General features: G+C 64.6%; 14 protein-coding genes. 7 read left to right on the forward strand and 7 right to left on the reverse strand.

The window, feature by feature from the left end:
• Positions 1-178 precede the first annotated feature (178 nt).
• Positions 179-967 (forward strand): thermonuclease family protein, encoded by a 789-nt coding sequence (locus A3M7_RS0125055; RefSeq protein ID WP_027546376.1) that lies wholly within the window; start codon positions 179-181, stop codon positions 965-967.
• A 214-nt stretch (positions 968-1,181) separates the two neighbouring features.
• Here the strand turns inward: A3M7_RS0125055 and cyoD are convergent, their stop codons facing one another.
• The 4 genes from cyoD to A3M7_RS0125075 are packed head-to-tail and all read right to left on the reverse strand — an operon-like array spanning position 1,182 to position 5,032.
• The gene (gene cyoD / locus A3M7_RS0125060) at positions 1,182-1,571 is read right to left on the reverse strand and encodes a cytochrome o ubiquinol oxidase subunit IV (RefSeq protein ID WP_027546377.1); all 390 of its coding nucleotides are present in this window, start codon (positions 1,569-1,571) and stop codon (positions 1,182-1,184) included.
• Positions 1,568-2,209 carry a cytochrome (ubi)quinol oxidase subunit III gene (locus A3M7_RS0125065; protein ID WP_027546378.1) on the reverse strand — a complete coding sequence of 214 codons (642 nt, stop codon included), beginning with the start codon at positions 2,207-2,209 and terminating at the stop codon, positions 1,568-1,570. Before A3M7_RS0125065 ends, cyoD begins: the two co-directional genes overlap by 4 nt.
• The gene (gene cyoB, locus A3M7_RS0125070) at positions 2,209-4,209 is read right to left on the reverse strand and encodes a cytochrome o ubiquinol oxidase subunit I (RefSeq protein ID WP_027546379.1); all 2,001 of its coding nucleotides are present in this window, start codon (positions 4,207-4,209) and stop codon (positions 2,209-2,211) included. The genes A3M7_RS0125065 and cyoB overlap by 1 nt, the downstream gene beginning before the upstream one ends.
• The gene (locus tag A3M7_RS0125075) at positions 4,199-5,032 is read right to left on the reverse strand and encodes a ubiquinol oxidase subunit II (protein ID WP_027546380.1); all 834 of its coding nucleotides are present in this window, start codon (positions 5,030-5,032) and stop codon (positions 4,199-4,201) included. Before A3M7_RS0125075 ends, cyoB begins: the two co-directional genes overlap by 11 nt.
• 232 nt (positions 5,033-5,264) lie before the next feature.
• Here A3M7_RS0125075 and A3M7_RS50650 point away from each other — a divergent pair, with 232 nt between their 5' ends.
• Together A3M7_RS50650 and A3M7_RS0125085 are read left to right on the forward strand one after the other, a co-directional pair.
• A complete protein-coding gene (locus A3M7_RS50650; RefSeq protein ID WP_245284319.1) occupies positions 5,265-5,411 on the forward strand; it encodes a hypothetical protein in 147 nt (48 codons plus the stop codon).
• A gap of 1 nt (position 5,412) precedes the next feature.
• Positions 5,413-6,213: an SDR family NAD(P)-dependent oxidoreductase gene (locus tag A3M7_RS0125085; RefSeq protein WP_027546381.1), complete on the forward strand. Its 801-nt coding sequence runs from the start codon at positions 5,413-5,415 to the stop codon at positions 6,211-6,213.
• Positions 6,214-6,390: 177 nt separating this feature from the next.
• Here the strand turns inward: A3M7_RS0125085 and A3M7_RS0125090 are convergent, their stop codons facing one another.
• Positions 6,391-7,731, reverse strand: a complete 1,341-nt coding sequence (locus A3M7_RS0125090; protein ID WP_027546382.1) for a sorbosone dehydrogenase family protein — start codon at positions 7,729-7,731, stop codon at positions 6,391-6,393.
• Positions 7,732-7,967: 236 nt separating this feature from the next.
• Here A3M7_RS0125090 and A3M7_RS0125095 point away from each other — a divergent pair, with 236 nt between their 5' ends.
• From A3M7_RS0125095 to A3M7_RS0125105, 3 genes are all read left to right on the forward strand, one after another.
• Entirely contained in the window at positions 7,968-9,158 is a 1,191-nt protein-coding gene (locus A3M7_RS0125095) for a urate hydroxylase PuuD (protein WP_027546383.1), read from the forward strand.
• A gap of 152 nt (positions 9,159-9,310) precedes the next feature.
• Positions 9,311-10,168 carry a VOC family protein gene (locus A3M7_RS0125100; RefSeq protein ID WP_027546384.1) on the forward strand — a complete coding sequence of 286 codons (858 nt, stop codon included), beginning with the start codon at positions 9,311-9,313 and terminating at the stop codon, positions 10,166-10,168.
• Positions 10,169-10,246: 78 nt separating this feature from the next.
• Positions 10,247-10,522, forward strand: coding sequence for a hypothetical protein (locus A3M7_RS0125105; RefSeq protein ID WP_027546385.1), 276 nt, complete (start codon positions 10,247-10,249; stop codon positions 10,520-10,522).
• Here the strand turns inward: A3M7_RS0125105 and A3M7_RS0125110 are convergent.
• Positions 10,519-11,553 (reverse strand): L,D-transpeptidase family protein, encoded by a 1,035-nt coding sequence (locus tag A3M7_RS0125110; protein ID WP_027546386.1) that lies wholly within the window; start codon positions 11,551-11,553, stop codon positions 10,519-10,521. The two genes, A3M7_RS0125105 and A3M7_RS0125110, sit on opposite strands and share 4 nt — an antisense overlap.
• A 181-nt stretch (positions 11,554-11,734) precedes the next feature.
• Here A3M7_RS0125110 and A3M7_RS0125115 point away from each other — a divergent pair, with 181 nt between their 5' ends.
• On the forward strand, positions 11,735-12,697 hold the full coding sequence (locus A3M7_RS0125115) for a lytic transglycosylase domain-containing protein (RefSeq protein ID WP_027546387.1): 963 nt from the start codon (positions 11,735-11,737) through the stop codon (positions 12,695-12,697).
• 36 nt (positions 12,698-12,733) lie between these two features.
• Here the strand turns inward: A3M7_RS0125115 and A3M7_RS0125120 are convergent, their stop codons facing one another.
• Positions 12,734-13,717: a tripartite tricarboxylate transporter substrate binding protein gene (locus tag A3M7_RS0125120; RefSeq protein WP_027546388.1), complete on the reverse strand. Its 984-nt coding sequence runs from the start codon at positions 13,715-13,717 to the stop codon at positions 12,734-12,736.
• Positions 13,718-13,869 lie beyond the last annotated feature (152 nt).

Genomic DNA, 13,869 nt, shown 5'->3' on the forward strand with positions numbered 1-13,869 from the left:
CGCTTCCCGGGCGATTCGGCCTCCGCAGTCCGCAAGGCCGGCGCAAACGATAGGGGCAGAGCGACGGCTGAGTAAAGCCGCGGGGCCGGAATGTCGCACTTCGCAGGGCGCAGACCATTGGTATCGCCACATCCGGATGCTAGGAACGAGACGAAAGAGCAATCGATAGCGAGACCGTATGTCCTTCGAGAATTCATTTGCCGCCGCCCGCGCTTTCGCGCTTGTTTTGTTTCTTGCTCTGCCCGGATTTCTGGCCTCCTCAGCGCCTGGGTTCGCACTGACCGCGACGGCGACCGTGCGGGACGCCAATTCCATCCAGCTTGGCGACGTCACCTATCGGCTCGACGGCGTCGACGCGCCCGAGCTCGACCAGGTCTGCATCGACGATCACGCCGATCCCTGGACCTGCGGCATCGAGGCCCGCGATCAGCTGGCCAAGCTGATCGGCAAACGGGCGGTACGTTGTGACGATGTCGGGCCGGAAAAGAGCTTCGGCAAACGCCACCGTGCGATCTGCACGGCCGAGGGCGACAAGGCCAGCCTGAACGAGCAACTGGTGAAGCTCGGCTTCGCCATCGCCCGCGAGCCGATCAAGGCCAACGTCAAGCCGGCGGCAGCCGAGGCCAAGACGGCCTCGTCCGGAATCTGGAAGGGCTGTTTTGTTGCACCGCAAGAATTCCGGACCGGCAAAAAGGACGGCGCACTCCTGGGCGCCGCCTGCCGGCCGGACCGCGACAAGGAAATCCGCGCCGTGCTGTTTCCGGACGAACTGACCATGCCGCCCAGTTGCGGCATCAAGGGCAAGCTTGCGGTGCGCGCCCGCGTCACCGGCAATATCGGCATCTATCATCTGCGGGGCTGCCCGAGCTATCCGGCGACCACCAAGCCGGACCGCTGGTTCTGCTCGGAGGACGACGCCCAGGCCGCCGGCTTCCGCAAGGCCTATAATTGCCGCCGGCCGAAGTGAACAAGTCGTTCACGCGGCCGTGAGCGGTACCCGGAGACAGTATTGATCCGGAATTGAACTCCATGGCGAGTTGCTGCACTTATCAACGTGCGCACGCGCTTTGCGCGAGCGCTTCCTTGGCAGACGATCCTCATTGGATTGTCTTTGCTCGGGCGTTTCCTCCCTAGACTTGGGCCGCTTGTCACAAACAAGCGGCTCTTCTTTTTTGTGCCCCCTACTTCCGCATCGGCATGATCTGGTCCATCGGCGGCATGTTCTGGTTGAGATGCGCCATGATCCAGACGGTGCCGCCGACCACCAGGAAGACGACCAGCAGCCCGAAGGCGAGCGCCAGCACGTTGTTGGTATTGTCCGGCCCCGTCGTGATGTGCAGGAAGAACACGAGGTGCACGCCCATCTGCGCGATCGCGAGCACGATCAGCGCGACGGGAATGGACGGCTGCCAGACCAGGTCAGTGCCAGCGATGAAGAACGACGTCGCCGTGAGCAGCAGCGCGAGTGCGAGGCCGACGACGTAGCCGAGGATGCGCGCGCCGACGCTATGCTGCTCTTCCTCGCCCGGCGCGAGATCGTGCCCGGCCGGAATATGGGTCTGATCGCTCATGCGCCACCCCCAAGTAAATAGACGACAGAGAACACCCCGACCCAGATGATGTCGAGTGCGTGCCAGAACAGCGCAAAGCACATCATCCGCCGCAACACGTCGGCGCGAAAGCCCTTGGCGAAGACCTGCGCCATCATGGTGAGGAGCCAGAGCACGCCGGCGGAGACGTGCAGGCCGTGGCAGCCGACCAGCGAGAAGAACGACGTCAGGAACGCGCTACGCGAGGGGCCGTAACCGCGCGCGACGAGATCGCCGAACTCGCGGAACTCGATGGCGAGGAAGATCAGCCCGAGCGCGCAGGTCACGGCCATGCCGAGATAGAACCAGAACCGGTTGCGCACGTCGGCCGCGATGCTGGCCATGCCGCAGGTGAAGCTCGACAGCAGCAGGCAGACCGTCTCGATCGCGACGTTGCGCTGCTCGAAGATCTCCGACCCCTTGGGGCCGTCGGCGGTCTGGCCGGACAGCACCGCATAGGCCGCAAAGAAGCAGGAAAACATCACGATGTCGGAGAGCAGGAAGACCCAGAACCCGTAGGCGGTCACGATCCGCTTCGACGCCGGCCCGGGATGCTCGACGACGAGCCCGATGTGATGGGGATCGGCATGCGCACGGCCGACAGTCGCGGTCATCGACATCAGAGCGCCCCCGCCATGCTGACGAGGCTGCGTCGCTCCTCGAGATTGATGCGGTCGATCCGTGCGACCTCGTCGGCCGGGATGACGTATTCGTCATGGTCGCGCCAGGCGAACACGACGAAGGTCGCGAACGCGCCGATGCCACCCAGGATCACCATCCACCAGATGTGCCAGATCAGCGCAAAGCCCATGATGGTGGCGAAGAACGCGCAGACGAAACCGGTCGGCGAGTTCCGGGGCATTTCGATGTCGTGATATTCGGGCGCCTCGTGCTCGAGCGATTGCTGCCGGGCATGGGTCTTCATGTCCCAATAGGCATCCTCACCGCGCACATCGGGACTGAAAGCGAAGTTGAAAACCGGCGGCGGCGACGAGGTCGCCCATTCCAGCGAGCGGCCGTCCCAGGGATCGCCGGTGCGGTCGCGCAAGGCCTCGCGATTCCTGATGCTGACGACGAGCTGCATGATCTGGCAGATCACCCCGATCGTCAGCACGGCCATGCCGGCCGCCGCAACCAGCATCCAGGGCCGCCACGCCGCGACGTCGTAATGCTGCAAACGCCTGGTCATGCCGAGCATGCCGGCGATATAGAGCGGCATGAAGGTGACGTAGAAACCGAGGAAGGTGAACCAGAACGCGAGCTTGCCCCAGCGCTCGTCCAGGCGGAAGCCGAACGCCTTCGGAAACCAGTATTCGAAGCCGGCGAACGCGCCGAACAACACGCCGCCGATGATGACGTTGTGGAAGTGCGCGACCAGGAACATGCTGTTGTGGAGCATGAAGTCGGCCGGCGGCACCGCGACCAGTACGCCGGTCAGGCCGCCGATGATGAAGGTGACCATGAAGCCGACCGCCCACAGCATCGGGGTCGCGAAGCGGATGCGGCCTCCATACATCGTGAACAGCCAGTTGTAGATCTTCACCCCGGTCGGCACCGCGATGATCATGCTGGCGATGCCGAAGATGGCGTTGACATCGGGGCCGGCGCCCATCGTGAAGAAATGGTGCAGCCAGACCATGAAGGAGATGACGCAGATCGCCATGGTGGCCAGCACCATGGAGCGATAGCCGAACAGCGCCTTGCCGGAGAAGGTCGAAACCACCTCGGAGAAGATGCCGAAGGCCGGCAGCACCAGGATGTAGACCTCAGGATGGCCCCACGCCCAGATCAGGTTCATGAACATCATGACGTTGCCGCCGGCCTCGTTGGTGAAGAAGTGGAAGCCGAGGTAACGGTCGAGCAGCAGCATCGCGAGCGTGGCGGTGAGGATCGGAAACGCAGCGACGATGAGCAGGTTCGAGGCCAGCGTGGTCCAGCAGAACATCGGCATGCGCAGATAGTTCATGCCCCGGGTGCGCAGCTTCAGCACGGTGGTGACGAGATTGATGCCGGCGACCAGCGTGCCGACGCCGGAGATCTGCAGCGACCACGCGTAGTAGTCGACGCCGACGCCCGGCGAATAGGACAGTCCCGACAGCGGCGGGAAGGCGAGCCAGCCGGTGCGGGCGAACTCGCCGATCACGAGCGAGAGATTGACCAGCAGCGCGCCGGTCGCGGTCAGCCAGAACCCGACCGAATTGAGCGTCGGAAACGCGACGTCGCGCACGCCGAGCTGGAGCGGAACGACCAGGTTCATCAGACCGATCACGAACGGCATCGCGACGAAGAAGATCATGATGGTGCCGTGCGCCGAAAAGATCTGGTTGTAATGCTCCGGCGGCAGGTAGCCCTGCGACTGGTAGGCCACCGCCTGCTGGATCCGCATCATGATCGCGTCGCTGCCGCCGCGCAGCAGCATCACCGAGGCCAGCAGGATGTACATCACGCCGATCCGCTTGTGGTCGACGCTGGTGATCCATTCGTGCCAGAGATAGGGCAGATGCCCTTTCACCACGACCCAGATCAACACGCCGAGGATCGCGACCAGCACCACGGCACCCGCGACGAGGGGTATCGGCTGGTCGAACGGGATCGCCGACCAATCGAGCTTACCGAGCATCGTGGCCTCCACTGTGCGGCCTGCCGGCATCGGAGAGCAGCTCCGGGCCGGGCCCTGGCGGAATGTGCTGGGTCGCGATCAGGTCGAACAGGCGGGGATCTTCGAGACGATAGGTCGGCCTACCCCTCTCGATGCCCTGTTGCATCAGCTTCGTGTAACTCTCCTCGTTCAGCACGGCATCGGACTTCGCCGTGGTCGCGACCCAATCCGGAAAGGCGAGCGGCGAGATCACGTTGACGTCGAACATCATGTCGGGAAAGCCGTCGCCGGAGAAATGCGCCGACAGACCTTGCAACTTGCCCTCATTGTCGGCACGCAGGTTCAGCTTCGTCACCATGCCGTTCATGGTGTAGATCATGCTGCCGAGCTGCGGGATGAAGAACACGTTCATCACGCTCGACGACGTCAGCTGGAAATTCAACTCGGCGCCGGCCGGCACCGTCAGCGTGTTGACGGTGGCGATGCGTTGGTCCGGATAGATGAACAGCCATTTCCAGTCGAGCGAGACCGCCTGGATGCGGACCGGACTGCCGGTGCCCGGCACGGGCGCTGCGGGATCGAGCTGATGCGAGCCGATCCAGGCGACGCCGCCGAGCAGGATCACGGTGAGCGCGGGGATCGCCCACACCACCATCTCGACGCGCCCGGAATAGACGAAATCGGGCTGGAAGCGCGCTTTCGTGTTGGACGCGCGAAACCAGAACGCAAAGGCCAGGATCGCGATGATGGTCGGCACCACGATCGTAAGCATGATGAAGACGGAATCGACCAGGATGGTGCTGTTGGCGGCAGCCACCGGCCCTTGTGGATCGAGCAGATTCATCGGCAAGCCACTGGCGATTGGGAAACCCCAGGCGAGAGCCTAGCGCGGAAAAGCCCCCGCAACAAACGCAAGCTCGGTAGAACGGTTCCGCAACACGCCCGCTCAATCGCGCGCCGTGCCGTCCGGCGGCATGCAATTCCATGCGATGTCAATGACATCTACGCGGGACGGCCGGCCTTCTCACCTCCGCACTCCATTGCTAGTTTGCACGAAATTATCGGGATGAAACGGGATGCAGGGCCCTGAGGACGATGCCGGCCGCGCTGCAGCAATTCTGCTGGCCCGCGGCGTGGTGCGGGTACTCGCGACAATGAAGATCGACAACGAGCCCGCTTACAAAGAGGTACTCCAGCAGTACCCGATCCCCGGAGTGAACTGACATGCGCTTGAAGGACAAGGTTGCAATCGTCGTCGGCGCCGGCCAGAGCCCCGGCGAAGGCATGGGCAACGGCCGCGCCACCGCGCTGACCTTCGCGCGCGAGGGCGCCAAGGTGTTGTGCGTCGATCATCATCTGGAATCGGCACAGGAAACCGTCGCGATGATCGCCGAGAAGAACGGCACCGCCGCAGCCTTCAAGGCGGACGTGACGAAAGCCGCCGACATCAAGGCGATGGTCAAGGACGCGCAGACACGCTGGGGCCGGATCGACGTGCTGCACAACAATGTCGGCGTCAGCCTGTCCGGCGGCGATGCCGAATTGCTAGAGATCACCGAAGAGGCGTTCGACCGCGTCGTCGCCATCAATTTGAAAAGCTGCATTCTCGCTGCGAAAGAAGTGATCCCGATCATGCGCGCGCAGCACAGCGGCGCCATCATCAACATCTCCTCGATGGCCGCGATCACCACCTACCCTTACGTCGCCTACAAGGCGACGAAGTCGGCGATGATCGCCTTCACCGAACAGCTCGCCTACCAGAATGCCGAATACGGCATCCGCGCCAACGTCATCCTGCCCGGCCTGATGAACACGCCGATGGCCGTCGATACCCGCGCCCGCGAGTGGCACAAGACCCGCGCCGAAGTCGAAGCCGAACGCGACAGCAAGGTGCCGCTGCGCAAGAAGATGGGAACGGGATGGGACGTCGCCAACGCCGCGCTGTTCCTGGCGTCGGACGAGGCAAATTTCATCACCGGCGTGACGCTGCCGGTTGACGGCGGGGCGAGTGTGAGACGGGGGTAGGCGAAGCGAGCGCAGTGCCCTTTCCCTTCTCCCCTTGTGGGAGAAGGTGGCGCGAAGCGCCGGATGAGGGGTCCCTCTCAGCGAACTCAACTGGCGAAGGGACTCGCGGAGAGAAACCCCTCACCCGGCTTCGCTTTCGCGAAGCCACCCTCTCCCACAAGGGGAGAGGGTGCACTGTCACTGCGGCGACCGACTGACCCGCCAGATCGTGCCGTTCCCGTCCTCCGACACCAGCAGCGATCCGTCCTTCGCCACGGCTACTCCCACCGGCCTTCCCCACACCTCCGTGTCGCTCACCACAAACCCCGTGACGAAATCCTCGTATTCGCCGGTCGGCTTGCCGTCCTTCATCCGGATGCGGATCACCTTGTAGCCGGTGCGCTTCGAGCGGTTCCAGGAGCCGTGCTCGGCGGCGAAGGCGTCGCCCTGGTATTCGGATGAAAACTGCGTGCCCTGGTAGAAGGTCATGCCGAGCGAGGCCGAGTGCGGCTGTATCAGCACGTCGGGGACCGTCACCTTGTCCTTGAGGTCGGGCCGCGCGCCGGCATGGCGCGGGTCTTCGTTGCCGCCGATATAGAACCACGGCCAGCCATAGAAGGCGCCCTCCTTCACGCTGGTCACGTAGTCGGGCACGAGGTCGTCGCCGAGGCCGTCGCGTTCGTTGGTCGAGCACCACGGCAGGCCGGTCTGCGGCTGGATCGCGAGGCCGACGCAATTGCGGATGCCGGTGGCGTAGATCTTCCGCTCCTTGCCATCGGGATTGAAGGCCAGCACGGTGGCGCGTTCGGTCTCGCTGGCCCAGGCCGCACCGAGCGGCTGCGTTTTCGACCACGCATCCATCCCGCCCGGCGGCGTGCCCATGCCCTCGGCGACGTTGCTGAGCGAGCCGACCGAGACCAGCATGCGCTTGTTGTCAGGCGTGAAGACGATGTCGCGGGTGGAATGGCCGCCGTCATGCGGCAGGCTTGCCACGATCGTCTCGGCCTTGCCGCGCGCCTTGAGGTCACCGGCCTGATAGGGAAAGCGGACGACGCTGTCGGTGTTGGCGACATAGACCCATTGCGGATTGTCGCCGTTCGGAAAGAAGGCGATGCCGAACGGCTGCCGCAGGCCGCCGGCGAACATCTCGTTGGTCGCGACCTTGCCGCCCTCGCCGGCGCGCAACACGCGGATGGTGCCGGCCCGCGTCTCCGCGACGAAGACGTCGCCGTTCGGCGCCACGCGCACGATGCGCGGCGCGCGCAGCCCTTCCGCGAACAGCTCGATCTTGAAGCCCGCCGGCACCTGAAGCGCGGCCTCCGGCGGACGCGGCACCACACGCGACGAACTCGCGACCGACCGCGTGGCGCCGGGCCTGACCAGATCCTGCGGCCGGATCAGCCTGATTGTGCCGGGCTTGTCGGCCTGCCAGTCGCCGTAGGCATCCTTGCCCTGCAGCACCGGCTCGGCTTGTGCGCCGGCCGCGGCGGCCACCAGCAAGCTCGCAGATATCACCGCGGTCGAAATCCGGTTCTTCACGTCGTCTTCCTCCCGGCCTGCATGTCTCGAACGTCAACACCGATCGATCCGTAAACGTTCTGCGGCGGGTCAAGCGCCTGCCGAATCCCACATCAGCTCATGCCCGCACGATGTGCATCAGCCGCGACCCATCGTACTGGAAAATGCCGCTGATCGGTGCGACACATTGTAAGGGCACGGCCGCCGGCTGCGGTCATCAAAGCTGCGGCATTTGTGTCGCACCTGATGGGGTGATCATGTGGGGATCCATCATATCGGAATGGGCGAGCCTGCTGCTCCGCTGGCTGCACGTGGTGGCGGCGATCGCCTGGATCGGCAGTTCCTTCTATTTCATCGCCCTCGACCTCAGCCTTAAACCCAGGAGCGATCTGCCTGATGGCGTGCAGGGCGAGGCCTGGCAGGTCCATGGCGGCGGCTTCTACCGGATCATGAAATACCTGGTCGCGCCCACCCGGATGCCGGACGAGCTGACCTGGTTCAAATGGGAGGCCTACACCACCTGGCTGTCCGGCTTCGCGCTGATGGTGGTGGTCTATTATCTCGAGGCCGATCTATTCCTAGTCGACAAGTCGATCCTCGACCTCACGCCAGTCCAGGCCGGGCTGTTCAGCTTCTTCAGCCTGGCTCTGGCATGGGCGCTCTACGAGGCCGCCTGCCGCACCGGGCTAGCCCAGCGCGAGCTGCCGTTCGCCATCGGCGGATATCTGTTCCTGGTCGCGCTGACCTACGCCTTCACCCATGTGCTGAGCGGCCGCGGTGCGTTCAACCAGATCGCAGCGATCATCGGCACCATCATGGTCGCCAACGTCTTCACGCTGATCATCCCGAACCAGAAGAAGATCGTGGCGGCGCTGATCGCGGGACGGGGGCCCGATCCGAAGCTCGGCAAGACCAGCAAGGAGCGTTCGGTCCACAACAACTACCTGACGCTTCCCGTCGTCGTGCTGATGATCAGCAACCACTATCCCCTGCTCTACGCCACGCGCTTCAACTGGATCATCGTCGCGATCATCCTGGCGCTCGGCCCCGTGATCCGCCACTTCTTCAACGAGCGTCACGCCGGGCGGAAATCGCCGTGGTGGGTGTGGGGGGTCGCCTCCGCGGGGGTGATCGCGATCCTTTTCCTCTCCGCAGCCGGCCCGCGCGAGGTGAAGACCGGCGCGCTGTCGGTGCAGCCCACGGTCGCCAATGTCGAGGAGATCGTGATGTCCCGCTGCAGCATGTGCCACGCGGCTGAACCGGTCTGGGCCGGGATCGTCACCGCGCCGAAGGGCATATTGCTCGACGCGCCCGAGCACATCCAGCGCAACATCCGCCTGATCGGCCGCGTCGCGGCCTGGTCCACCGCGATGCCGCCCGGCAACATCACCGAAATGACCAGCGAGGAGCGTGCCATCCTCGCCGCCTATATCGAGCAGGCGCGCTGACGCCATCACGGCTCGATATCGCGTTTCGCGGAATGAAATTTCCGCATGTCCCACTGAATTGAAAATGACTTGATCGTCCATCCGGCGTAGACAGGGACGGCGGCCGCTCGTGCCGTCCAAATCCAGTCAGCATCTGCCGCGGGGAAATCACAGTGGCCCTCAAGAACGTCATCGGTATCGACCACGCCGTAGTCATGGTGAAGGACCTCGACAAGGCCGCCGAGAACTACCGGCAGCTCGGCTTCACGGTCTCGCCGCGCGGCACCCACAGCGCGCATATGGGCACCGGCAATTACACCATCATGTTCGACCCGGACTACATGGAGCTGCTCGGCGTGCTGGCCGCGACCGAGCACAATGCGCCGGCCCGCGCCTTCCTCGACACGCGCGGCGAAGGCATCGAGCGCATCGCCTTCACCGCGGTCGACAGCGCCGCCGGCGCGGAGGAAATCCGCGCGCGTGGCCTGACGCCGATCGGCCCGACCGATTTCGAGCGGCCGGTGACGCTGCCTGATGGCACGGTCTCGGCGGCGAAATTCCGCACCTTCATGTGGCCGACCGCGGAAGCGCCGGGCGGCGTGCGCATCTTCGCCTGCCAGCACAAGACCCGCGAGACCGTGTGGATTCCCGAGTTGATGAAGCACGCCAATGCGGCAAAACGGATCAGGCAGACGCTGATCGCAACGCCCGAGCCGGCGAAGGAAGCTGCGCACCTCGCGCGCCTGATCGACCGCGAGCCGCAGGCGGAGGCCGACGGCGCGGTCACCGTGCCCTCCGGCGGCGATCGTGCCGACTTCGTCTATCTGACGCTGGACCAGCTCGGCAAACGCTATCCCGGCGTGCCGCTCGCAGGCCTCTCCGCGCGCGGCGGCGCGGCGCTGGTGCTCGTCAGCAGCGATCTCGCCGCAACCGAGAAGGCGCTGGGCGCGGCGGCGCTGCGCAGCGGATCTGCCATCGTCGTGCCGCCGGCCAAGGCCAACGGCACCCTGCTCGCCTTCGTTGCCAGCTGATTTGAACTAATTCTTTAACAAGCGTTTACCGGGCGGCTCTAGGTTTCCGGCCTATCCACGCCGCCCGGAACCCGACGCATGTTTAAAGAGGGATCGCCGATCGTCTATGACGCGCCGGCCGAACTGAAGAAGTGGCCGTCGCTGAAGGGCGAGCGGCAGAAGGACCGAGGTCCGCCCTATCTCGTCTACAACGGCACGCTCGCCGACTGCGTCCGCGAGCTTATGGGCAAGCCCATCAAAGGCATCTCGCTCTACGACATCATGACGAGGCCGCAACCGGCCTTCAACCAGACCGTGTTGTCGCCCGGCGACGCCGCCGAGATCGCGATGCGCAAGGATTTTCCGAAGGATTAGTTCGCCGCGCGCCTGGCGGCAGGCTTTCCCTGCTGCTTCGACGAAGTGTCCGTCGGGGCATCGAGGAAGACGACCGGCGTGCCGCGCTTGACGCTCTCGCCCAGCGCGCGAACGTCCCAATTGGTGAGCCTGATGCAACCGTGGGACGCGGACTTACTCACCCTGTCGGGCTCCGCCGTCCCGTGGATGCCGTAGCCCTGCGCCGACAGGCCGATCCAGTACGAACCGACCGGATTGTTCGGCCCGGGTTTGACATCGAACGGCTTTCTGGATCTGACGCTGCTGAATCTGTACTCCGGATTGTAGTGATAAGTCGGCTTGTCATTGGTCGAGGTGACCTTGAGCGTCCCGCTCGGCGTCGGCCGATCCGGACTGCCGATTGACGCCGGATAGAACGCGACCAGGCGGCCAGCGCCGTCGAACGCCTTCAAAGTCCCGTTCTTCTTGTCGATCTCGAGCCGCGCGGCACGCGGCAGCTCCCGCCGTGCCGAAACATTCGCGACGACGATGGTCTCGCCGGCCTTGTCGAAGGACTTGCCGGGATTGAGGGCCTTGAGCAGATCCGCACTCACGTGGAATTTCTCGGCGAGACCCTCGAGAGGGCTGGTGTAATTCAGCGCCTCCAGCGACTTCATGTCGTCGAGCTTCGCCGGCAGCGCCTTCAGGAACGGACCTTTCACATCCGCATCGCCAATCCTGTAGTCGACGACGACAGGGCCTTCGCTCGCCGCATTCAACTTGTCCCACAGCTCCGGCGCGATACCCTTGTCGGACGCGATGCCGTTCTGCTCCGCGAATGCCTTCAGCGCCTTCTGCACATTCTCGCCGAATTTGCCGTCGATCTCGCCGGGAGAGAATTGCGCACGGTCGAGCAGGATCTGAAGCTTCACCACGGATGCATCGACCTTGTCGGCGGCCGGCTGTTTTGCGGGGCGCGCAGCGTCATTCACGGCTGCGGCGCCAAGATTGCCCGCGACGGCCGGGACAGCAAGCCACAGCGAAATCACCGCACCGAAGATCCATCGCATCATGTTCGCTCGTCCCGCTTCGCAGATGCCCGCAAACGCACGGGAAGTTTCCCTTCGGGAACACCGTAGTAGCACCGACGCAACCTGTGAGATCGCAGCTTTGCCGCAATCGGACGATTAAGAAACACCTTATCGCCGGGCGTATCGCCGGCCGTTCATCCCACAGTTCGAGGTTGTCCACGCAATGCGATTTGTCGTCGCGGCTTGCGCCGCGTTTCTGATTCTGATGTGCGACCTCGATCCGTCGGCGTCCCGGCAAACATCGACTTTCGATCACGCCGTTGTTGAGAACAACCGAGCCTCCCCGCTTGTTCCAGTGGTGGAGCTCTTCCTCGCAAGCGTGCAGGCCATCGAGCTCGCCAACGCCCGCGCGGCCTATGAGGAGACGGTCGAACCTCCGCGCGCGGTCGAGCCCGTAGCGCAGGCCCCGGTTTCACCGACTGAACGGTTCTGCCGCGCGCTTCGCGAAGCCGCCGAGGCCAGCGGCATTCCCGTGCCGTTCTTCGCACGCCTGCTCTGGCAGGAGAGCCGCTTTCGTTCCCACGAGGTCAGCCCGGCCGGCGCACAGGGCGTCGCGCAGTTCATGCCGGAGACGGCGGCCGAGGTCGGGTTGGATGATCCCTTCGATCCCATGAAGGCGCTGCCCGCATCGGCAAAATTCCTGCGCAAGCTGCGTGATGATTTCGGCAATCTCGGCCTCGCCGCAGCCGCCTACAACGCAGGTCCCGGCCGCATCCAGAAGTGGCTCGCCAGAGAGAGCGAGCTGCCGCGCGAGACGCGCGACTATGTCCGCATCATTACGGGCACCAGGGCCGAGGACTGGACCGAGCGCGCAGAAGCTCTCGCAATCCGGATCGACCTGCCGCGCGAAGCGCCTTGCGAAGGTGTCGGCAGCCTGTCCAAGACGAAGGACGTCGCCTGGGTTCCGGTGAACCTGACACCGTCGGTCGTCACCATCATGCGCAAGGCCGAGCAGCTGGCGGCGCGACTCTCGGCGAGCCGTGCACGCAAGCGGTTCGCAATCTTGCTGCGCAAGAATGCCGGGGCCCACGGCAAGGCACGGAGCATGATCGCGGCCCGCGCGGCCGGAAAGAGTGCAAGAGCTCGTACGATCCGGTTTGCGGCGCGCGAACGGTCCTCGAGCTAGCTCACACCGGCCACGCTCTTTAGTGCCGCGGACACCTCACTCCGCCTTGATGTTCGCCGCCACCACGACTTCGGCGAGCTCCTTGGTCTCCTTCGCGATCTTCGCGGCGTACTCGGCCGGGCTCAGCACGCTGACGACGCCCTGCGATCCGAGCTTCTCCGCGACCGCCGGATCCTTGGCGGCGGCGACGATCTCCCGGTGCAGCGTCTCCAGGATCGGCGCGGGCACAGCCTTCGGCATGAAGAAGCCGACCCAGAACGACAGGTCGAAGCCGGGGTAGCCTGCTTCCGCAACCGTCGGCACATCGGGCAACGACGGCAGCCGCTCGGCGGAGGACACCGCGAGCGCGCGCAGCTTTCCGGCTTTCACCAGCGGCACGGCGGAGAGCGGATCGAACACCGCCAGCACCTCCTGCGCGAGGATGCCGACCTCGGAGGCGGCACCGCCGCGATAGGGCACGTGGATCATCTTGATGCCGGCCTTCTGGCCGAGCAGCTCCATGGCGAGATGGGCGAGGTTGCCGTTGCCGCCTGAGCCGTAGGCAAGCTCGCCTGGCCTGGCCTTCGCCGCGGCCACGAGATCGGCCACGGTCTTGATGTCGGTGGTCCTGGGGTTCTCCGGATTGACCACCAGCACCAGCGGCGCCGACACCACGGTCGTCAGCGGCGCGAAGTCGCTTATCGGGTCGTAGCGAATGTCCTTGAACAGCGTCTTGTTGAGCGTGATGGTGGAGGAGTTGCAGGCGAGCATCGTGTAGCCGTCCGCATCCGCATGGGCCACGCCCTCGGCGGCGATCATGCCGTTGGCGCCGGCGCGGTTCTCGACCACGAAGGGCTGCCCGAGCTTGTTGCTCAGCCGGTCGCCGATGATCCGCGCGACGACATCGACCGGCCCGCCCGCGCTGAAGCCGACCATGACCTTGACCGGCCGCACCGGATATTTCTGCGCGAGGACCTCCGTCGACAGCGCGCAGGCGCACAATCCGGCGATGACTGCCAGCAGGCGAGCCGTTCGTTGCATTCCTTCTCTCCCCAGACTTCAGTGCCGCTTGTGCATGTTTGTTGGTGCGGCGTTCGGCGATCATGATGAGCGGCCGCACGGGATTCCGCAATCGCGTTTCCGCGCAGTCAATTCCGCGGCACGGCACGTAAGCGCCGGCTCAAAACAAAAAA

The organism is Bradyrhizobium sp. WSM2254 (genome assembly GCF_000472645.1).
Taxonomy (GTDB): domain Bacteria; phylum Pseudomonadota; class Alphaproteobacteria; order Rhizobiales; family Xanthobacteraceae; genus Bradyrhizobium; species Bradyrhizobium niftali.

Excerpts from the sequence above, each read along its gene's own strand:
- A3M7_RS0125055 (WP_027546376.1), top strand. The coding sequence starts at position 179 with ATGTCCTTCGAGAATTCATTTGCCGCCGCCCGCGCTTTCGCGCTTGTT.
- cyoD (WP_027546377.1), bottom strand. The coding sequence starts at position 1,571 with ATGAGCGATCAGACCCATATTCCGGCCGGGCACGATCTCGCGCCGGGC.
- A3M7_RS0125065 (WP_027546378.1), bottom strand. The coding sequence starts at position 2,209 with ATGTCGATGACCGCGACTGTCGGCCGTGCGCATGCCGATCCCCATCAC.
- cyoB (WP_027546379.1), bottom strand. The coding sequence starts at position 4,209 with ATGCTCGGTAAGCTCGATTGGTCGGCGATCCCGTTCGACCAGCCGATA.
- A3M7_RS0125075 (WP_027546380.1), bottom strand. The coding sequence starts at position 5,032 with ATGAATCTGCTCGATCCACAAGGGCCGGTGGCTGCCGCCAACAGCACC.
- A3M7_RS50650 (WP_245284319.1), top strand. The coding sequence starts at position 5,265 with ATGCAGGGCCCTGAGGACGATGCCGGCCGCGCTGCAGCAATTCTGCTG.
- A3M7_RS0125085 (WP_027546381.1), top strand. The coding sequence starts at position 5,413 with ATGCGCTTGAAGGACAAGGTTGCAATCGTCGTCGGCGCCGGCCAGAGC.
- A3M7_RS0125095 (WP_027546383.1), top strand. The coding sequence starts at position 7,968 with ATGTGGGGATCCATCATATCGGAATGGGCGAGCCTGCTGCTCCGCTGG.
- A3M7_RS0125105 (WP_027546385.1), top strand. The coding sequence starts at position 10,247 with ATGTTTAAAGAGGGATCGCCGATCGTCTATGACGCGCCGGCCGAACTG.
- A3M7_RS0125110 (WP_027546386.1), bottom strand. The coding sequence starts at position 11,553 with ATGATGCGATGGATCTTCGGTGCGGTGATTTCGCTGTGGCTTGCTGTC.
- A3M7_RS0125115 (WP_027546387.1), top strand. The coding sequence starts at position 11,735 with ATGCGATTTGTCGTCGCGGCTTGCGCCGCGTTTCTGATTCTGATGTGC.
- A3M7_RS0125120 (WP_027546388.1), bottom strand. The coding sequence starts at position 13,717 with ATGCAACGAACGGCTCGCCTGCTGGCAGTCATCGCCGGATTGTGCGCC.